Below are 20,367 nucleotides of genomic sequence, written 5' to 3'. Positions count from 1 at the left end.
GTTGTGACATAAGGATTCCATGGCGGTCTGGGGCCGTCACCATAAAGGCCGCATCACAATGCTATGCTGTACGGGCTTGGCGCAGCGCCCCCCGCCCCCTATCTGGACGCGCCGCCCGTGGAGACCTGCTGATGACCGAGATTACCGTAGCCGCCCTCCAGCTCGCCCTGAGCGACGAAGTTGACCCCAACATCGCCGCCGTGTCCGAACTCGTGCGCGAGGCGGCGGCCAGGGGCGCGCAGGTCATCCTGCCGCCCGAATTGTTCGAAGGCCATTATTTCTGCCAGGTCGAGGATGAAGGCCTGTTCGCCCGCGCCAGGCCGACCGCGAGCCATCCGGCCGTGCTGGCGATGCAGAAGCTGGCGGACGAACTCAACGTCTGTATCCCGACCAGCTTCTTCGAAGCCGATGGCCCGCATCATTATAACAGCCTGGCGATGATCGGGCCGGACGGCAAGGTGATGGGCGTCTATCGCAAGAGCCACATCCCCGACGGGCCGGGCTATGAAGAGAAATTCTATTTCCGTCCCGGCAATACCGGTTTCAAGGTGTGGCCAACTGCGGCTGCAACCGTGGGCGTCGGCATCTGCTGGGACCAATGGTATCCCGAAACCGCGCGCGCGATGATGCTGATGGGCGCGGAAGTCCTGTTCTACCCGACCGCGATCGGCAACGAGCCGCATGATCCCGATCTGGACACCAGCCGGATGTGGCAGCGCGCGATGGTCGGCCATTCGGTATCGAACGTCGTGCCGGTGGTCGCGGCGAACCGGATCGGCAAGGAAGGCGCGATGACCTTCTATGGCCACAGTTTCATCGCCGACGAACGGGGTGATTACCTGGCGTCGTTCGGGCGCGAGGAAACCGGCGTGCTGGTGGCCACGATCGATCTGGATCGGGTCAAGCGCCACCGTGCGGCGTTCGGCTTCTTCCGCGATCGCCGGCCCGATCTGTACGGCCGGCTGGCGCAGGATATCTGACGGTAAAGGGCGGGCGGCGGGTGCAGCGCCCGCCGCCCGCCCCTCACCAATTATTCAGGCGTCGGCGGACCCTGCATAAAGCTTCGCGCGGGTCGGCTGGATTGCGATGCGCTGGCCCGGCTGCGGTGCGGAGCCGACCGGCACGTCGATTTCAACCAGCCGATCGAAACCGACCAGCTTGCCTTCGACGCGGATCGAGCCGCTGTTCGGCCGCGTCAGCGTAACGATTGCCGACAGCGCATTGGCTTCGTCGCCGATGATTTCGGCATCGTGCGGGCGGAAGAACAGCCGCGCCGGCCCTTCGGGCAAGGCCACGGCGCCGGGCGGCAGATCGATCGGACGATCGAACAAATGCGCCTTGCCGCCGGAAACCATCACCGGCACCTGATTGGATTCCCCGACGAAATCGAACACGAACGCGCTGGCGGGTTCGTCATAGATCACCTGCGGCGGGGCGACCTGTTCGATTACGCCATGATCCATCACGACCACGCGATCGGCCAGTTCGAGTGCTTCATCCTGATCGTGCGTGACGAAGATCGACGTCAGTCCCACCCGATCGTGCAGTTCACGCAGCCAGCGACGCAGATCCTTGCGAACACGGGCATCGAGCGCGCCGAACGGCTCGTCGAGCAACAGCAGGCGCGGATCGACCGCCAGCGCGCGCGCCAGCGCGACGCGCTGCCGCTGGCCGCCGGACAATTGCGCCGGATAGCGATTGCCAAGGGCGCCAAGCTGCACGAGATCGAGCAGCTTCTGCACCCGATCGGCGATGACCGATTTGGACGGACGATCGCGCCGCTTGCGGATGGTGAGGCCGAAGGCAACGTTGTCTGCCACCGTCATGTGCCGGAACAGCGCATAATGCTGGAACACGAAGCCGACGCCGCGATCCGCGACCTTCAGATCGGTGATATCGTCGCCATCATAAAAGACGCGGCCCGTATCGGGAAATTCGAGGCCCGCAACGATCCGCAACAGCGTCGTCTTGCCCGATCCCGAAGGCCCCAGCAGCGCGAGAAACTCGCCCGGCTCGACTTTCAGGTTGATGTCACCGAGCGCGGTGAATCCTCCGAAACGCTTGCCGATATTTTCGAGCCTGATGCTCAATGCCCGGTCCCCTTGCCGTGATAATCGTAACGCCATTCCAGAAAGCTCTTCAACACGAGCGTGACCAGCGCGAGCAAGGCCAGCAGCGAGGCGACGGCAAAGGCGGCGACGAAATTATACTCGTTGTACAGAATCTCTACATGCAGCGGCATGGTGTTGGTTTCGCCACGGATATGGCCGGAAACCACTGAAACCGCACCGAATTCACCCATCGCGCGGGCATTGCACAGCAGCACGCCATAGAGCAGGCCCCAGCGGATGTTGGGCAGTGTGGCGTGCCAGAAGGCTTGCCAGCCCGATGCGCCCAGCGACAGCGCCGCTTCTTCATCATCGCGGCCCTGTTCCGCCATCAGCGGGATCAGTTCGCGCGCAACGAACGGGAAGGTGATGAACACCGTCGCCAGCACGATGCCGGGCACCGCGAAGATGATCTGGATATTGCGCTCGACCAGCCAATCGCCCAGCCACCCCTGCGCGCCGAACAGCAGCACGTAAATCAGGCCCGACACCACCGGCGACACCGAAAACGGCAGGTCGATGAAGGTGATGAGGATGCTTTTGCCCGGAAAATCGAACTTGGTAATCGCCCATGCGGCGACGAGGCCGAAGACGATGTTGAGGGGCACGCTGATCGCGGCAACCAGCAGGGTCAACCGGATCGCGGCCAGTGCGTCGGGTTCGACAACGGCCTCAAGATAAGGCTCAATCCCTTCGGCGAGCGCCTCGGCGAAAACGGCGATCAGCGGCATCAGCAGGAACAGGCCGAGAAAGCCCAGTCCCAGCGTCATGATCACCGCACGCGCCAGCCGTGATTCTGAAGTGGCTCTGTTGCGCATCAGTCGGCAGTCCGCTTGCGGCTCCAGGCCTGGAGCAGGTTGATGAGCAGCAACAAGGCGAACGACGCGACCAGCATCACCGTCGCGATCGCAGTCGCCCCGGCATAATCATATTGTTCAAGCTGGGTGACGATCAGCAGCGGTGCGATTTCGGTTTCGTACGGCATGTTGCCGGCGATGAAGATGACCGAGCCATATTCCCCCACGCCACGCGCAAAGGCGAGTGCAAAGCCCGTCAGCAGCGCCGGCAGGATCGCCGGCAGGATGACCCGCCGGAACGTCTGCCCGCGGGTCGCGCCAAGCGAAGCGGCTGCTTCCTCGATATCCGCGCCGACATCGGCCAGCACCGGTTCGACCGATCGGACGACGAACGGCAGGCCGATGAACACCAATGTGATGACGACACCCAACTGGGTGAAGGCGACCTTGATGCCCAGCGGTTCGAGATACTGCCCGATCCAGCCATTATTGGCGTAGAGCGCGGTGAAGGCGATACCCGCGACAGCCGTCGGCAAGGCGAACGGCAGATCGACCAGCGCGTTCACCACCTGCTTGCCGGGAAAAGTATAGCGGACGAGGATCCACGCGATCATCAGCCCGAAGACGGCGTTGATGAACGCGGCCCCCAGCGATGCGCCGAAGCTGAGGCGATAGGCCGCCAGCGCCCGTTCCGACAACGCAACGCTGACGAAATGGTCCCAGCCCATCCCCGCCGTCTTGATGAACACCGCCGACAGCGGGATCAGCACGATCAAGCACAGCCAGGTCAGGGTCAGCCCGAAGGTCAGCCCGAAACCGGGGATAACCGACGGCGCGCGAAATAGCGGGCGTCGCGAAACGAAGGGGAGGGATTTTCCCTCTCCGGCGGCCGTTATCGTCATGCGCCGGCCTTAACGCTTGATCTTGGTGAAGATGGTGTCGAACGCGCCGCCATCCTTGAAATATTTGGCCTGCGCCGCCTGCCAGCCGCCAAACTCCTGATCGATCGTCACCAGATTGAGCTTGGGGAAGGTGGCGGCGTAGCGTTCCGCCACCTGGGGATCGCGCGGCCGATAGAAATTGCGCGCGATCACGTCCTGCCCGGCCGGTGTGTAAAGATAATCGAGATAAGCCTTGGCGACCGCTTCGGTGCCATGCTTCTTCGCATTCGCGTCGACCACCGTGACCGGCGGTTCGGCCAGAATCGAGATCGAAGGCACGACGATTTCGAACTTGCCCGCCCCCATCGCCTTTTCGGCGAGCAAGGCTTCGTTTTCCCACGCAAGCAGCACATCGCCGATGCCGCGTTCGGCAAAGGTGGTCGTCGCCCCGCGCGCGCCCGAATCGAGCACTGGCACATTGGCCAGCAGCTTCGACACATAGGCCTCGGCCGCCGCATCCGAGCCACCTGCCTTGCGGCCATAAGCCCACGCGGCGAGAAAGTTCCAGCGCGCGCCGCCGCTCGTCTTGGGATTGGGCGTGATGACCTTGACGCCCGGCTTCACCAGATCGCCCCAGTCGCGAATGCCCTTGGGATTGCCCTTGCGGACCAGGAACACGATCGTCGACGTGTAGGGCGAACTGTTATCCGGCAGGCGCTTTTGCCAGGCGGTGTCCAACTGCCCCGGCTTGGCGGCGGCGATCGCATCGATATCATAAGCGAGCGCCAGCGTGACGACATCGGCCTCCAGCCCATCGATCACCGAGCGCGATTGCTTACCCGAACCGCCATGGCTCATCTTGAAGGTCACGGTCTGGCCGTGGTCGGCCTTCCATTGCTCCGCAAAGCCGGCGTTGATCTCCTTGTAGAGTTCACGCGTCGGATCGTACGAGACATTGAGCAGGGTGACGTTATCGCCCGCATCCTTGCCCGCACCGCCCGAACAGGCCGAAAGGGTAGCCGCGCCCATGAGCATGGCGATCGTGAACATTCGTCTGCTGATGGACATGTTGGCTGTTTCCCTCCGCAAAGCCCTCTTATCTCGATCGTGCGAGTAGAGAACAAAGCAATCTTTGGTGAGCGCGAAGCTACCGTTGCCGATAAGCCGAACACCGCGACAGCGGATGCCCTTGGCTCGCCCCGCTCCTAACGAATCCGACGAGGAAATCCTACCTTCGCGGCCGAATTTTATCCCATCGATCCGGTCGCATCCCGACACGGAAGCCATGGACCGTGCCCACAGTCGGGCCGATCGTGGCCCGCAAGGCCTGGATCGCCCGACACAAGCCGTCGTCCGTTAGCGCGGCGCCCAAAGCCGGGCTGGTGGCGCAGTGGGGCGACGCCCCGATCCGGCAAGTAATTCATCATATATCTGCATGATCGCGGCGGCATGTGCCTCTGGCCGGTACTGGTGCAGCGCCCTTTCGCGCGCTGCGGCGGGAACCCCCGCATAGGCCGGATCGTCCAGCAGCAAGACGGCGGCCTGCGCCAGGGCATCGGCATCTTCGGGCGGGACAAGAAGCCCGTTCACGCCATGTTCGATCGCTTCGACATTGCCGCCCGACGCCGCCGCCACGACCGGCGTGCCAAGCATCATCGCTTCGATCAAGGTGCGCCCGAACGGTTCGTCGACCGCCGGCACCATCAACAGATCGCACCCGGCCAGCCAGCGTTCCGCAGGATAGCGGAACCCCATGCAGCGGATATGATCGGCAATCCCGGCCGCGTTCGCACGGGCCAGGATCGTCGCTTCGGCGATTTCGACCGCCCCTCCAAAAACCAGCCCGATCGCCGGCTGCTCCGGATAGCGGGACCGCAAGGCCGCAATCGCATCCACGAACAACAAGGGGCGCTTTCGTGGAATGAGCGCCCCGAAAAAACCGATGATCCGGGTATCCGCCGGGTAGCCCAGTTCGGCGAGCAACGCGGCCCGCGCAGCCCGGCGATCAACCGTCACATCGACCGCAAACGGACTATGGATCACATGGCACCGCTTCGCCGCCGACAGCAGCCCCGGCCGTGGCGCGGCAAAGCGTGACACCGCAACCACGCGATTCGCCTGCCATGGCGCAACGAATCGCAAGCCGAACGCATCGGGATCGCCGCGATGATGCCAGATCAGCCGCGCGCCCGCCGCCCGCGCCGCCAGCCCCCAGGTGACATGGGTCCGCCCGTCATTGCTATGGACGATGCGGACGCCGCGCGAACGAAGAAAGCGCGCCTGCGTCAGGGTGGAGCGCACGATGCTGGCAACCTTGCCTAGCCCGACCCGCTGGCCATGCGGCAGATCGACCGTGAACGGCGCCACTTCGACATGGATATCTTCGTGGCGGAACAGATCCGCCAGTTCGCCGCGATCCTTTTGCAGGAGCACCAAGGGCCGATAACAACGGCGATCGATTCCTTTGATCAGCCCAATCGCCGAAATATGGCTGCCCCCGATCAGATCGCCAACGAAGGGAAAGCACACGATCGGCGGTTCGGCACGAGACGACGCAGACATCAGCCCCGCCCTCCCAGCGCAAATTCCTCGACTTCCGATCCGCGCCCGAAGCGATCGACAACGGCCAGGCGCCCTTCGTCGTCAAGCCGGAACAGGGTGGCATGGTGGGTGGAATCGTCCAGCGTCCGGCCGATCAGCAACCATGCGCCCGGCCCCGAAAGATAGGTGATCACATTGTCCATCGCCCGTCCCAACGCGCGCGGCGTAAAATAATCGCGGTTGAGAATGTTGGCCGCACGGATCAGATCGAACCGACCGACGAATGCCGGGTTACGAACCATGATATCGTCCTGTTCGACCCGGATATCTTCGGCCTGGTCAAGCCGCGGACTGACCAGCCGAACCGTTCGCGCATCGGCCGGCGGCCCATCGCGCATCAGCCGCGACAGTCGATCACGGCACAACGCGTTCAGCGCCCAGCGCACCAGCACCATCCCGTCCACCATATCCAGCCGCCGGCGCCACGGCCGAAGCGCCCAGCCGCACACATCATATTGCAGCGCATGACCGTCACGGTCGACCAGCGCCCGGCAACCCGGCCACACCGGCAGGATATAGGCATTTACAGCAAGATCGGTGGCGGTGACCGCCCTCGCGTAACCCGCCCGCCGCAATTGTTCCACCAGATCAAGCGTGGTGACACCGGATGAAACGCCGATATCGAGCATCTGATCAATATCGGCGGGTTCCCGGCCAAGCTGGGCCAGCAGCCACGCGTCCAGATCGACAAGGCGCCCGACGCGGGTAAGCTTGAACGTATCATTGCCCAGCTTGATGCCGCCAAAAAAAGCGTCTTCGGCATGGGACGGAACCGATCCGGCAGGCTCGTTGAAAAATGCCGTCGCAGTCATCGCCATTGGTCGATGCCCCATGCCCCGCACTCAACCGGGCCACATGCCCGGCCGGCGCGGATCAGATGATAGGCACTGATCGCGCCGGAAAAGGGAAACGATTTGGAAGTACGTCTTCTGATCGATGCCGATTTGGGCACCGTTGGCCGATCATCCCGGACAATGGAACATGATCCGGGCAGCAATCAAAAAGGGTGGGGCACGGCACCACGCCGCTTTCTGTCGATCTGGCAGAACACCACGCTGCGCACCCGCCTTCGCCATATCATGCACTTATTGTCGGGCAACGCCGTTTCACTGGTACTGGGCATCGCGTCGATGGCGATCACGGTACGCGCGCTGGGACCGACCAGTTACGGCATCCTCGCGCTTACCATCAGCTTCGCCCAGGCGATCGAACGGATCATCAGCTTCCAATCCTGGCAACCGATAATCCGCTATGGCGCCGAACTCGACGGCGAAGACAATCTGGCCGATTTCAAACGCCTCCTCAAATTTGGGCTAATGCTCGACATCGCTGCGTCGCTGGCTGCGTGGTTGCTCGCCAACCTGCTGCTTCTGCTTGGTATTCATGCCTTTGGCTGGGACAGCGAGACGATCCTGATCGCACAGCTATATTCGGTCGTCCTGCTTTTCGGCCTGGCCGGCATGCCAACGGCGGTATTGCGACTGTCCGGCCGTTTCCGTGCCGCCGCCTACACACAGGTGTTTGCGGCAGGCGTGCGGCTGATGGCACTGGCCATCACCTATATCGCCGGGGGCGGGCTGCTGGCCTTCACACTGGTCTGGGCCGGCACTCAAATCCTGTCGTCACTGAGCACACTCGTGGTCGGCCTGTTCGTTTTGCGGCGCCAGGGCGTTCACGGCCTGCTTTTCGCTCCGCTCACCGGTATCACGCAGCGTTTCTCCGGCCTGTGGCGTTTCACCTGGTCCGCCAACCTGTCGCTGACCATCTGGTCCAGCCCGCAGCAACTGGACACGTTGATCGTCGGTGGGCTGTCCACCCCGGAGCAAGCCGGCTTCTACCATATCGCAAAACGGATCAGCATCGCCGTGCTGCAAGCCGCCACGCAGGTCCAGGCGGTGATGTATCCGGATCTTGCCCGCCTGTGGGCGCGCGACGCCTTCAACGAACTCCGTCAGGCCGTTCGCCAGGTCGAATATCTTCTGGCAGGGATCGGTATCTGCGGCGTCGCCATCACCGCGCTGATCGCCTTCCCCGCCATCAACCTCGCGATGGGACCGGCATTCAGGCCCGCCGCCCCGTTACTGATCGTCCAGATGGTCGCCGTCGTGATGACGGTGAGCGGATCGATCACACGATCCGCACTGCTGGCGATGGACCAACAAGGGCAAGTGCTGCGGATCGTGACCGCATCAACCATTATATTCGGTGTCACGGTACTGGCGCTGGTACCGCAGATCGGCGCGATGGGCGCCAATCTGGCCCATATCGCACTCGCGGCCACATGGCTGGCGGGCCTGCGGTTCGCCTTCGGGCGGGCGTTCCGGAATGCCGCGATCGCGCATCCGGCCACCACCCGCCCATAAGATCCCGGCATCGCATTTGATGCCGTCAGGCCAGCCGGGGCAAACCTGGATCAGGCTTCTTCAGGCGGCGCCGGCCATTCCGGCATAGGCCGCGTGCCGAACCTGATCGGGCGGCCCGGCGTCTCCGTTCAAACCACGCACCACGGCCCAGATCGCCGCCTGCGTCCGATTGACGACATGCAGTTTGCGCAGGATCGCCTTGATATGAACCTTTACCGTAGCCTCGGTAATATTGAGCCGCCGCGATATCACCTTATTCGCTTCACCAGCGGCAAGGCATTTAAGGATTTCGATTTCCCGATCGGACAATTTGGCCGATGCACTGTTGCTTTCCCAATCGCCCGACGCATAACCGAAGTGCAGATTGGCCAGCGATTCAACCAGCCTCGACGGAACAACTCGCTGGCCCAGCGCGATCATCTTCAGCGCCGCCGCAACCTGTTCACAGGAAATGTCCTTTTCCAGGACACCATCCACCCCAAATTCCAGCGACTGCATCGCATATTCCATGTCCGCGCCATCGACGAACAAGGCAATCTTTGAATTGGGAAATAATCTCCTGATATCAATTAATTCGCCATGATCGAGCATCGCCGTGTCATCGATCAGGATGATATCGGGCGCCGATCTGGCCGCCTGGATTTCGAGTTCCGCAGCGCCCGATGCCGAGGCCACCACGTTGAAGGCGCCATTGACCAAGATGCTGCGCAGCCCTTCGCGGACCAGCTCATAAGGAGCCAAAATCGCTACACTAATTACATCAAGCATGATTCATCCCCACCAACCATGCAACCCGAGCGACCTAAAAGCACTCTCGGATGAGACACCCCTCTTCCAACAATGCGCTATATTAGCCACATTTATATGATCATCTTATTGGCACATTTTTACATTTCATTCAACATTATATGAACACTCACGCCACCACCCATAATCTCCTTTCTCGATAGAGACTTACTTAAGCATCCAAACAATACGGGATATTTATTAAAAATGGCCTATATTATTATATAAATTGCGGTTTTCTTTGAAAGAATCACACGCAATCAACCAGAGTGATCAAACAACCTCCAGCAATAAGAAGTTACGCAAGGATGGACTCTCACCACTGGCCAGCCTGATCCCGCGACCGGAAATTCGATTGGCCCGGCGCACGACGGATTATCAAAGGTATGATCCCATAGCCTTCAGTGGGATGCGCGATATCGACCAACATGGTCGGTCCGGCGACGAAGCGCCGTTCGCAGGCCATATTTTCCACCGCCCCCACCTTTCACCATCCCATGGATAACTTTCGCCGCGACTCGGATTCGGCGAGGTAAGCAAGCGCAATCCGAACCGAAACGCAGCGCGCATGATACGCATGGGATGTTACGGCGCGACGAACATCGCCGCGTCATAGCGCAGCATCACCATGCCTTCGGCCCAGTCATCCAGCGCACGGGTGCCGCCGCACATCGCTTCCTCCAGCAGCCACCGCGTGAAAACAGCTCCTGCGCGATGGGCCAGGGGGTAGCCACCGCCGAACCGCGCGTTGATTTCGAATATGGGGGCGTCCGTGCCGTTCACCATCGCCTGGAAACATAATGGCCCGCGCGCGCCGGACAAACCTGCAGCCAGCCGAACCGCAGCCCGGCACAGCGCGTCGTGCCGCACCGTGACACCCTTTTCAACCTCCCCCGCGCGTATCTGCACGCGCCGGTGCGGCACGGCACAACGCAACGCGCCCGCTTTGTCGATGAAGATGTTCACGGTGAATTCTTCGCCGCGAAGCAATTCCTGCACGACAAACGGTTCTCGCATGTCAAGCGAGCGCAATTGCGCGGCATCCGCGACGATCGTGACGGACCGGCCAGAACTGCCATGCCGGGGTTTTGCCAGCAGCGGCCAATTCCACGCGCTGGCATCGCCCAGAACATCGTCCGGTGTTGCCGCAATGGGCGCCGCAACCCCGTTGGCAAGCAACCACCGGGATGTCGCCAGCTTGTCCCCCGCGATCGCCACCACCGCCGGGTCGCTGACCACAACATCCACGCCGATCGCGGCAAATGCGGCACGCGCCGCCGCCAGCGGCGCCAGTTCGGGATCGATCGTCGGCACCAGCATCGTCACCTGCTCGCGCCGGCAGATTTCCAGCAGCGCCGGGATATAATCAGGGGCCGCAACCGGGGGGACGGCAAACGCCCGGTCCGCTGCGCAGCAGGCGGAACTCCATTCGGGCGCAAGGTCGCAGGCCAGCACATCCAGCGTGATACCCAGCGCCGCCGCAGACTCACGAAAGCAGTCGACAAGCGCCACGCGGCGGCCCGCCGATGTCAGCAGCAGGCGGCCCGCAGCAGGGTTGCCACGCTGTCCGATCTGGCCATCGGGCATCACCCCACCTCCCGAACGAGCATGAAGGCTTCCGCCGCCGGACGGTGGACCGTCCCGCCACGCAGCCGGGCTAGGGCGGCCAGCGTTTCGGGCGACCGTTCCGCCGGATACGGCTGCACCTGCGATCCATAACAGGCGAAGGCTGCCTGCTTGGCGGCAAGAAAATCGCTGATGTCGACGAAAATGTTTGGCACGAAGGCGGGTGTCGCACCCGGCGCGTTCCAGTTGGTTTCCGACAGGGTTTCATACGCGCATATGCGCGACGGATACGGCCCCGTCCGCGGCCGTGCCGCAACCATCGCCGAACGGAAAACATATTGATGGTCCAGATGGACATCGCCGATGAAGGGCACGAACAGCGCTTCGGGGGCGATTTCCGTCACAAGCCGGCCGATCGCCGCGTTAAGATCGGCGTGGGCCACGCGATCCAGTTCCGCCGCCGGGAAATCCAGCCAATGCGTTTTCGTCACGCCAAGCAGCGCGTGCGCAGCGTGCGCCTCGGCCTGCACCACATCACTCTGCCCAATGTCAAAGCGCGGCGGCATGCCCCGTGTCAGGATCGCCACATGCACCTCGCACCCCAAAGCCGCGAGGCGCGCGATCGTGCCTCCGCAGCCCAGCACTTCATCGTCGGGATGGGGTGCAAGGATCAGCGCACGGGCGATCGCGGCGACGAAGGACGCCATGTCAGCCCTTTCCCAAACGGGCGTGCAAACGCGGCGCGCGGCCTGCCCCACCGCCCCATTCCACCACGCGCACCGCCCGGCCATCGCCGCACCGCACGACGAAATCAGCGCCATCCACGGCAATCACCTGCCCCGCCGCCGCCGCATGCCGTTCCCCATCCGGCCATGGCACCGCATGCCAGATCACCAGGCGATCGTTCCCGGCCATGGTGAACGCACCGGGATAGGGCCGTCCCACCGCGCGGATCAGCCGAAGGACATCGCTTGCCGGTATCGTCCAGTCGATCCGGCCATCTTCGGGCGTGCGCTTCGCGGCCCAGCTGGCGTAACGCTCGTCCTGCACGACACGTGGTGCGTTGCCACCGATCAAAGCCTGGGCGGCGGCGGCCAGCAACTCATCCAGCGCGGCCATATGGCGGGCATAGAGTGTACCGGCGGTGTCATCAGGTGCGACATGGAAGAATTTCTGGCCAAGGATCGGGCCGGAATCGACTCCATCGTCTATCCAGAACAATGTACTCGCCGTGATCCGTTCATCCCGCAGGATCGTCCAGGGGATCACCCCGCGCCCACGCAGATGCGGCAGCGGTGCCGGATGATAGCCAATCGCGCCGCCCGGCGCGGTCGCCCGCAGTGCCGCTCCGCACAGTTGCGACCATCCGATGACGAACAGCACGTCCGGACTGGCGGCGGCAACGGCCGCAACGACATCCGGCGCATTGCCGTTTTCCGTATGGATCAGCGCCGCCCCTGCGTCACGGGCAGCATCGGCCAGATCGACGAAATCGGAATGCCGCTTCGCCAGCGCTGGCGGCAACGTCACCACCGCTGCCACGGTCCACCCCGGCGCGGCGGCCAGCAGCTTGAGCGCGATGCGCGTACTTTCAACCGCGCCGATCAGGACCGTTCGCATAGGCCCTCCCCATCCAGCGGCGATTCACCTTCTCGCCCAGCAGCACCATGCCGATTGTTCGCACCAGAATTTGCAGGTCGAGGGCGAATGATGCGTGCTGGATATACCACAGGTCGAGCGCCAGCTTGTCACCATCTTGGAGCAGGCTGTTGCCATTGATCTGCGCCCAGCCGGTAAGCCCCGGCCGCACCGCGCCACGCGCCACCCCACCCGCGCCGAAGGCCGCAACCGTGACCGGCAACAGGGGCCGTGGGCCAATCAATGCCATGTCGCCGACCAGGATGTTCCAAAGGCTGGGCAATTCATCCAGCCGCGAACGGCGCAAAAAGCGGCCCAGGCGCGTGGTGCGTGCCGCATCGTCCAACAGCACCCCATCCGGGCCATGGAGTTCGCGCATCGTCCGAAACTTGATCAAAGCGAATGCTGTGCCGTGCATCCCGCTGCGCGGCTGGATGAACAGGATCGGCCGCCCCATCGATATGGCCACGGCGATGGCTAGCAGGACGAACAATGGCAGGGCCAGCAGCCCGCCCATGATCGCCACCGCGATATCGATGCCCCGCCGCACCATCATGCACCGCCCGTCGCCTGGCGCAGCACCGGCCCGGCAGCCCGCCGCGCCGCGTCGCCAGCCGCATCCATGCCCAGCGTATCGATGATGATCGCATTGACCTTGTCGACGGAAAATCGCTCCTCCGCCAATATTCGCGAACGCGCGCCCATCTGCGCGGCCAGGGCCGGATCGCGGACGAACGCCAGCATCGCACCAGCCAGCGCTTCGGGATCACCCGGTGGCACCAGATATCCGTTACCGCCGGCTTCCACCGGTTCGCGGCAACCGGGCATGTCCGTCGTGACGATCGCCCGGCCCGTCGCCATGGCTTCGAGCAGGGTGCGCGGCAGCCCCTCGCGATAGCGGCTCGGCAGCACGATTACAGTCGCGGCCGCCAGATGAGGCGCGACATCACGGGTTTCGCCAAGATATTCGACGAGGCCTTCGCTCTCCCACGCATCCAGTTCGGCGTGCGTGATCCCCGTCGGGTTCGGATCGAACGGGCCAAGCAGCAGCATACGGACATCCGGGGCCACGGCCTTCACGATCCGCGCAGCGGCGGCATAATCGTCCAGCCCCTTGTTCCGTAGCAAACGCGCAACCAGCAGGAACACGGGTGGCCCGCCCGGCACCGGCCGCATCGGAAACCGGCCGACATCGACCCCCGATCCGGGAACCCGCACGATCCTGTGTCGTGGTGAAATCATGCCCCATCGCATCATTTCCGGGCCGTCATCGCGGTTGAACACGATGATGCTGTCGGCATCGCGCACCGCCACGCGATAGAGCAGGGCAACCGCCCGCCGCAGCCCCCGCCTGGCCAGCCCGCCGCCATCGCTGAATGCGTGGCCGAGGCCGCTGACCATGGCGTGGAAATGGCTTCCACCAACAAGCCGTGTGGCAAGGCCGGCATAAACGATCGGCTTTTGGGTATAGGCAAGCACGATATCCGGGCGCTGGACGCGCAGCAGGCTGGTGATACGGGCCAGCGTCAGCAAATCGGCCATCGGGCTGATGCTGGCCCGCTTCATCGGAATCGGATGATAATCGATGCCTTTGGCGGACAGGGCGGCAACCACGGCGGTGTCATCGTCGGGCGCGCAGGCAATCACATGATGGCCACGCTCCACCAGCGCGGCCAGCAGCGCGCCGCGGAAATTGACGAGCGACCAGGCCAGGCTCGCGAACACGACGATCTTCACGGCGCAGCCCCCTGCACCGGCGCGACAATCGAGGGCCGGCCGCCCGTCATCGCCGCCAGGCCATTCCGCTGAATATCGCGATGAAGCGCAGTGAAACGCGCGCCGACATCGGCAATCGCATAGTTCTCACACACACGCTGCCGGGCAAGCCGACCGATGCGCTGGCGTCCGTTCATATCCATCGCTGCGAAATCGGTCAGCGCGGCCGCCATGGCCCCGGCGTCGCGCGGTGGAACCACCCGGCCCGCTGACCCAAGTATATCCCGGCTATCGCCAACGTCGGTCGCGATGCATGGTAAACCACATGCCATCGCTTCAGCCAGCGTATTGGGAAACCCTTCGCCCCATGCCGATGGCAACGCCAAAATATCCAGACCCGGCATCAGATCGGGCAAATCCTGCCGCTGGCCGAGCAATGTCACCCGGTCGGGCGGCAGATCCGCCAGCGCGCGGGCCAGATCCGATGGCGGATCATCCATCCCCTGCCCCGCAAGAAGCAGGTGGATATCGGCGCCTTCCCTACGCGCGCGCCGAACCGCGTCGACCAGCATGGCCGGGTCCTTCATCGGATGGTGCCGCGCGACCATTCCGACCAGCGTTGTCCGATCGGCGACGCGAAACCGGCGGCGCAACGCCTGCCGCATTTCGGGACGAGGCCGGTATAGCGCACAATCGAAACCATTCGGGATCACTGTGGCGCGCGCGCAATCATACCCTATCGCGCGATATTGCTCCACTGCGGCCTTTGCATTGTAGACGATCGCCGTCGGACGACGCGACACCATCGCGCCCAGCCGCAACACCAGCCGGGTCGCCAGCTTTTCATCGCGAATATCCGCCACCGAATGACGGATATTCCAGATCAGCGGCGCTTTCCGGGGCGAACGGCGCGCCGCAAGCCATGCCGCCAGATTGCCATGGTGCATCCAGCCCACCACCAGATCGGGATCCCAGTCGCGCGTGATCCGGTCCACCCGCGCCAGCGTGGCCGGGCCAGCCACCACCCGCCCTTCCCGCAGCCCGAGCGTTTGGAGGTCCGCACAGCCCGCAATCCGTGGGGCAATCACCCCAGGACGCGCAAGCGACACGACCTGGGAACGCCAGAACGGCACTACGCTGGCCTGATATTCCAGCAATTTCGCGAGCATCGTTTCGGCGCCACCGACATTCACGCCGGTAATGAAGTGCAATATTCTCATACCGCACCAATTCCATCAGGGCAGTGGCGGGTTTCGGGATGCATGGCGTGAACTCCCCGTCACATTTCTATGCTGCCGCGCAGGGATCAGGGCGGTCGATTCAGGGCATTATCCTTTCGGGCGAGTCCGCACCCCGCCGGATACGGCAACCAGCCGCGCATCGGGCGGCGGCCTGCAACCAGGAAAACGGGCAGATGCAGGCAATTGGTGCAAGAGTTGGCTAACAGACACGCGATACCCCGAAAGCATCAAGCGCAGGCACCCGCCCCCCAAATGGATGAATCTGCCCCAACCGGTCAGGTAAGGCGCACAGACGGGCAGATTCCGATGATCCTGTTCGGGATTACATAATCGAATCTATTCTGCTGCATGCGCCACACGATCGCTCCTCGTGTGCCGACGACGATTTTCGGGACGCAAAAGGGGGCACAGGTCCGTTACCGATATCGCGCCACAGCCGATATCGACCCAGGGGGAGGTCGTTCCTTGCAGCTTGCCTTCCGCATGCCGAAACCGCTCCGTGTCCTGCGCCACGTCTCGCTTGTGCTGCTGGATGCCTTTGCTGCCGGCGCATCCCTCGTGATCGCGCTCCATCTGCGCATGAGCGGTGCCGTCCCGGATGCGATGATGGCCGGTCTCATCGATGTGCTGCCGATCACGGTGGCTATCGCAATCGGCATCTTTCATGTCGTCGGCCTGTACAATCGCAGCTGGCGCTTTGTGTCGCTGGGCGATCTGGGGCTGGTGTTCGAAGCCGCGACGATCGCGATCATCCTGTCGATTGTGGCGTTGATCTTCATGCAGCGCATAGCCTGGATGCCGGCGTCGGTACCGATCATCCAATGGTTCATCCTGGTGGTGATGCTGGGCGGAGTCCGCGTCGCGCGCCGGGTTGCGCGCGAAACATTCCGGCGTGGCGTGGGCAACCATCTGTTGCCGGCCACCGAGATGAAAGCCCGCCGCCCGACATTGATCATCGGATCCGCCGAACAGGCCGAAATCATCCTGCGGCAACTGGCGATCGATGAATCCGCCGGCTATCGCGCCGTCGGCATTCTCGACGATACGGACGATAGCGGCGTCAATCTCAGCCTGCGGGTGCGCGGAGTCCCCATACTCGGATCGGTCGACTCGCTGGAAATCGTGGTCAGCAAGCTGGCCGCGACCGGCCATCGCCCGGCCTGCGTGATCCTTGCCAACGGATCGACCAACCACACCGGCCCCCGCATGCTGAGTCTGGTGTCCCAGGCCGAAACGCTCGGCCTTTCGGTGGCGCGGGCATCGCCGCCGATGGTGCTCGACAAGAACAGCCTGGCCCAGTTGGAACTCCAGCCGATCAACCTCGCCGATCTGCTCGATCGGCCGCAGGCATCGCTCGATCCGATGATCGTCGGCCGCGCCGTCAGGGGCCGGCGCGTTCTCGTCACCGGCGCCGGCGGCTCGATCGGACGCGAACTGGTGCGCCAGATCGCCACCTTCGCGCCCAGCGAACTGCTGCTGCTCGATGCCTGCGAGTTCAATCTCTACAACGTGGATCTGGAATTGCAGGAGGACTATCCCGATCTCCAGCGCACCGCCTTGCTTTGCAGCGTGCGCCAGCGCGAAGCGGTCATGGCCATCTTCGCCAAGCACCGTCCCGAACTGGTGTTCCACGCCGCCGCGCTGAAACATGTCCCGCTGGTGGAGGCAAATGTCTGTTCGGGCATCCAGACCAACGCGCTGGGCACCCGCAATGTGGCCGATGCGGTGAAGCGTTTCCACGTCCGTGCGATGGTGCAGGTATCGACAGATAAGGCCGTGAACCCGGTTGGGCTGATGGGCGCGACCAAGCGGCTGGGCGAACTTTATTGTCAGGCGCTGGATCTGGAAGGACAGGGCCAGCCCGATGCACCCCGTTTCCTGACAGTCCGGTTCGGCAATGTCCTGGGGTCCAGCGGATCGCTCATCCCGCTGTTCGAACGCCAATTGCGCCGCCACGAGGCGCTGACCGTCACGCATCCCGACATCCGCCGCTATTTCATGACGATCTTCGAAGCGGTGCAACTGATCCTGCAAAGCATGGCGCGCGCGCTGGAAGGCGATCTGTGCCGCGGCCGGATTTTCGTGCTCGACATGGGCGAACCGATCCGCATCATCGACATCGCGCAGCGCATGATCCGCCTTGGCGGACTGGAACCGAACCGCGACGTTCCGATCAAGATCATCGGCCTGCGGCCAGGCGAAAAGCTGTACGAAGAACTGTTCGACACCAATGAGCGCTGCCTGCAATCGCCGGTCGACGGCGTGTTCGAAGCCGAACCGAACCCGATCCCGCTGGCGCAGCTCAACCGCGTTTTCGATCTGCTCGCCCGGCTGGTCGTCCAGGGCAATGTCGATCGGTCACGACGGCTGATCATGGAGGTCCTGGCGCGCCAGTCGAGCCGACCGACATACCAACCGGCGCCGCAGGAAGCCGTTGCTTCGCAGCCAGCGCGCGCGGCACAGTCCCGGCCGGTCGGCCCACGTCCGCAGGCAGCATGAAAGGGGCCGGACAATGCCATCCCCCGCCTTGACCCATCCCACATTGGCCCACGACCGCGATGCACCGAAGACGGTGCACTTCGCGCCTGCTGTGATTCATTCACGATGGCCAACCCATGACGAGGACGAAATCGCCGCGGTCGTCGACGTGCTGCGATCTGGCCGCGTCAATGCGCTATGCCATGGCGATCGCTGCCGGACGTTCGAACAGTCCTTCGCGGCGATGTGCGCGATGCCCCATGCGCTGTCGGTGTCGAATGGCACGGTGGCGCTGGAACTTGCGCTGCGCGTTCTGGGGATCGACGCGGGCGACGAGGTGATCGTCACAGCGCGCAGCTTCGTGGCGTCGGCCAGTTGCGTCATTACCTGCGGCGCCAAGCCCGTATTCGCCGATGTCGATCCCGTCAGCCAGAATCTGACCGCCCAAAGCATCGCCGCAGTGCTGACCCCGCGTACGCGGGCGATCATCGTCGTTCATCTTGGCGGCTTTCCCGCCGCGATGGACGAAATCATGGTCCTTGCCGAAGCCTATGGTCTGAAGGTGATCGAAGATTGCGCACAGGCGCATGGCGCACGTTTCCACGGCCAGCCCGTCGGATCGTTCGGCGATGTGGCGGCTTTTTCCTTCTGCACCGACAAGATCATGTCGACCGGGGGGGAAGGCGGCATGCTGGTGCTACGAACACGGGCGCAATGGGAAAAAGCATGGTCGCTTTCGAACCATGGCAAGGATTTTACCAAGGCGCACTTGCCGGGTGGTGGCGCGTTCCGCTGGATTCACGACGACTTCGGCAGCAATTGCAGGATGACCGAGATGCAGGCCGCAATCGGATCAATCCAATTGGCCAAATTGCCGGGATGGACGGCAACGCGACGGCGGAACGCCGGTATTCTGCTGGAAACGCTGGGCGGCCTGCTCAACCTGCGGCTTGTGCAGCCGCCCGGCGAATGCGACCATGCCTATTACGCATTTTATGCCTTCACCCCGACCGACCCGCCGCACAGCGCCGCGTTTCGCGATCGCATCGTGGCACAGATGAACGATGCCGGCATGCCCTGCCAATCAGGAAGCTGCCCGGAAATCTATCGGGAACAGGCGTTCCTTGCAGCCGGCCATACCCCGAAGCAAAGCCTACCGATCGCCCGCCAACTGGGGCAGACCAGTATCAAGCTACCGGTGGATCAGACGCTTGCCCCGCGTGAAATGCAGGAAATCGGACGCACGCTGGCGGGTATCCTGAAAGCGGAATGCGAATAAGGCCATGTATCAGCGCCCCGCCCGTTTTCCCGAATTCATCATCATCGGCGCGGTCAAGGCCGCCACCACCTGGCTGGCGCACCAATTGCGCCAGCATCCGGCAATCTTCATGCCCGGTCCCGAACCACATTATTTCAGCACCGAATATGATCGCGGCCACGACTGGTATCGCGGACAATTCCGCGATGCCGCATCACATGAGGTGATCGGCGAGAAATCGGCCGATTATTTCGCGCACCCGCTGGCCCCTCAGCGGATCGCCGCGCTGCTGCCCAAAATTCCGCTGATCGTGCAACTGCGCAACCCGATCGAACGGGCATATTCGGACTATTGCATGTTGTTCCGTCGCGGCCTCGTTGGCGATGATCCGGCGGAATATCTGGCGCAACCGCATTCCGCACAGCCCCGTTTCCTGATGGACGGGCTTTATGGCCGCCACTTGCGGGCCTATCGCGATCATTTCCCGACCCAGCAGATCAAGATCATCCTGTACGAGGATGTCAGCACCATGCCCGCCGTGACGATCGCAGACGTGTGCCGGCATATCGGCGTCCCCGTCCATATCGCGCGTACGGAATTGCGCAGCCGGCGAAACGGCAGCGAAACACCAATGCTGCCGCTGCCGATGCGCCGGATGCTGCGCCCGGCCAAATCGCTGGTCCAGCCATTACGAAATCAGAGCTGGTTCCAATGGATGCACGCGCGACTCGCGAAACCGGTCGCCTACCCCCCCATGAACAATGATTTGCGGCGGCGTTTATGCGATTATTATCATGATGATATCGAACAGGCTTCCCGCCTGCTCGACAGGAATCTTTCGGGGTGGCTGACGCTGGATCCTTCGCCGGCCGAAACGCGGGTTTCGGCATGACGCCTCTACGGAAGCCGCGTTCGGATGCCACGGACAAACGCC

Annotated in this window: 18 protein-coding genes; 5 read left to right on the top strand and 13 right to left on the bottom strand. The window is 63.1% G+C overall.

Annotated features, from left to right (window positions below):
* Positions 1-131: 131 nt before the first annotated feature.
* Positions 132-980 (top strand): N-carbamoylputrescine amidase, encoded by an 849-nt coding sequence (aguB, locus tag KC8_RS16950; RefSeq protein ID WP_010125824.1) that lies wholly within the window; start codon positions 132-134, stop codon positions 978-980.
* 54 nt (positions 981-1,034) lie between these two features.
* Here aguB and KC8_RS16945 read toward each other — a convergent pair whose 3' ends face one another.
* The 6 genes from KC8_RS16945 to KC8_RS16920 all read right to left on the bottom strand — a co-directional run bounded on the left by KC8_RS16945 (position 1,035) and on the right by KC8_RS16920 (position 7,205).
* A complete protein-coding gene (locus KC8_RS16945; protein WP_010125823.1) occupies positions 1,035-2,090 on the bottom strand; it encodes a sulfate/molybdate ABC transporter ATP-binding protein in 1,056 nt (351 codons plus the stop codon).
* Entirely contained in the window at positions 2,087-2,878 is a 792-nt protein-coding gene (gene cysW, locus KC8_RS16940; protein WP_232455710.1) for a sulfate ABC transporter permease subunit CysW, read from the bottom strand. Before cysW ends, KC8_RS16945 begins: the two co-directional genes overlap by 4 nt.
* A 47-nt stretch (positions 2,879-2,925) precedes the next feature.
* Positions 2,926-3,807 (bottom strand): sulfate ABC transporter permease subunit CysT, encoded by an 882-nt coding sequence (gene cysT / locus KC8_RS16935; RefSeq protein ID WP_010125820.1) that lies wholly within the window; start codon positions 3,805-3,807, stop codon positions 2,926-2,928.
* Positions 3,808-3,816: 9 nt separating this feature from the next.
* Entirely contained in the window at positions 3,817-4,854 is a 1,038-nt protein-coding gene (locus KC8_RS16930) for a sulfate ABC transporter substrate-binding protein (RefSeq protein WP_029624575.1), read from the bottom strand.
* 288 nt (positions 4,855-5,142) lie between these two features.
* Positions 5,143-6,348, bottom strand: coding sequence for a glycosyltransferase family 4 protein (locus KC8_RS16925; RefSeq protein ID WP_010125818.1), 1,206 nt, complete (start codon positions 6,346-6,348; stop codon positions 5,143-5,145).
* Complete coding sequence (locus KC8_RS16920; protein ID WP_010125817.1) at positions 6,348-7,205, bottom strand: hypothetical protein; 858 nt, start codon at positions 7,203-7,205, stop codon at positions 6,348-6,350. Before KC8_RS16920 ends, KC8_RS16925 begins: the two co-directional genes overlap by 1 nt.
* A gap of 96 nt (positions 7,206-7,301) precedes the next feature.
* Here KC8_RS16920 and KC8_RS16915 point away from each other — a divergent pair, with 96 nt between their 5' ends.
* Complete coding sequence (locus KC8_RS16915) at positions 7,302-8,750, top strand: lipopolysaccharide biosynthesis protein (RefSeq protein ID WP_010125816.1); 1,449 nt, start codon at positions 7,302-7,304, stop codon at positions 8,748-8,750.
* Positions 8,751-8,810: 60 nt separating this feature from the next.
* On the opposite strand, the gene KC8_RS16910 is transcribed toward KC8_RS16915, so the two are convergent.
* From KC8_RS16910 to KC8_RS16880, 7 genes are all read right to left on the bottom strand, one after another.
* On the bottom strand, positions 8,811-9,518 hold the full coding sequence (locus KC8_RS16910) for a LuxR C-terminal-related transcriptional regulator (protein ID WP_050805411.1): 708 nt from the start codon (positions 9,516-9,518) through the stop codon (positions 8,811-8,813).
* Positions 9,519-10,121: 603 nt separating this feature from the next.
* On the bottom strand, positions 10,122-11,123 hold the full coding sequence (locus KC8_RS16905; RefSeq protein ID WP_010125813.1) for an ATP-grasp domain-containing protein: 1,002 nt from the start codon (positions 11,121-11,123) through the stop codon (positions 10,122-10,124).
* On the bottom strand, positions 11,123-11,809 hold the full coding sequence (locus KC8_RS16900; RefSeq protein ID WP_010125812.1) for a PIG-L deacetylase family protein: 687 nt from the start codon (positions 11,807-11,809) through the stop codon (positions 11,123-11,125). The genes KC8_RS16905 and KC8_RS16900 overlap by 1 nt, the downstream gene beginning before the upstream one ends.
* 1 nt (position 11,810) lies before the next feature.
* Entirely contained in the window at positions 11,811-12,722 is a 912-nt protein-coding gene (locus tag KC8_RS16895) for a methionyl-tRNA formyltransferase (RefSeq protein ID WP_029624573.1), read from the bottom strand.
* The gene (locus KC8_RS16890; RefSeq protein WP_010125810.1) at positions 12,694-13,296 is read right to left on the bottom strand and encodes a sugar transferase; all 603 of its coding nucleotides are present in this window, start codon (positions 13,294-13,296) and stop codon (positions 12,694-12,696) included. The genes KC8_RS16895 and KC8_RS16890 overlap by 29 nt, the downstream gene beginning before the upstream one ends.
* A complete protein-coding gene (locus KC8_RS16885) occupies positions 13,293-14,477 on the bottom strand; it encodes a glycosyltransferase family 4 protein (protein ID WP_010125808.1) in 1,185 nt (394 codons plus the stop codon). Before KC8_RS16885 ends, KC8_RS16890 begins: the two co-directional genes overlap by 4 nt.
* Complete coding sequence (locus tag KC8_RS16880; RefSeq protein ID WP_083831243.1) at positions 14,474-15,676, bottom strand: glycosyltransferase; 1,203 nt, start codon at positions 15,674-15,676, stop codon at positions 14,474-14,476. Before KC8_RS16880 ends, KC8_RS16885 begins: the two co-directional genes overlap by 4 nt.
* Positions 15,677-16,180: 504 nt before the next feature.
* Here KC8_RS16880 and KC8_RS16875 point away from each other — a divergent pair.
* The 3 genes from KC8_RS16875 to KC8_RS16865 are packed head-to-tail and all read left to right on the top strand — an operon-like array spanning position 16,181 to position 20,325.
* Positions 16,181-18,196 (top strand): polysaccharide biosynthesis protein, encoded by a 2,016-nt coding sequence (locus KC8_RS16875; RefSeq protein WP_037496255.1) that lies wholly within the window; start codon positions 16,181-16,183, stop codon positions 18,194-18,196.
* A gap of 13 nt (positions 18,197-18,209) precedes the next feature.
* Positions 18,210-19,454, top strand: a complete 1,245-nt coding sequence (locus tag KC8_RS16870; RefSeq protein ID WP_010125803.1) for a DegT/DnrJ/EryC1/StrS family aminotransferase — start codon at positions 18,210-18,212, stop codon at positions 19,452-19,454.
* Positions 19,455-19,458: 4 nt separating this feature from the next.
* Complete coding sequence (locus KC8_RS16865; protein WP_010125802.1) at positions 19,459-20,325, top strand: sulfotransferase family protein; 867 nt, start codon at positions 19,459-19,461, stop codon at positions 20,323-20,325.
* The last annotated feature ends 42 nt before the right edge of the window (positions 20,326-20,367 follow it).

This window comes from Sphingomonas sp. KC8, from assembly GCF_002151445.1.
Lineage (GTDB): Bacteria > Pseudomonadota > Alphaproteobacteria > Sphingomonadales > Sphingomonadaceae > Sphingomonas_E.
The sequence above is the reverse complement of the archived record's forward strand: the minus strand, read 5'-3'. Positions and strand labels throughout refer to the sequence as shown.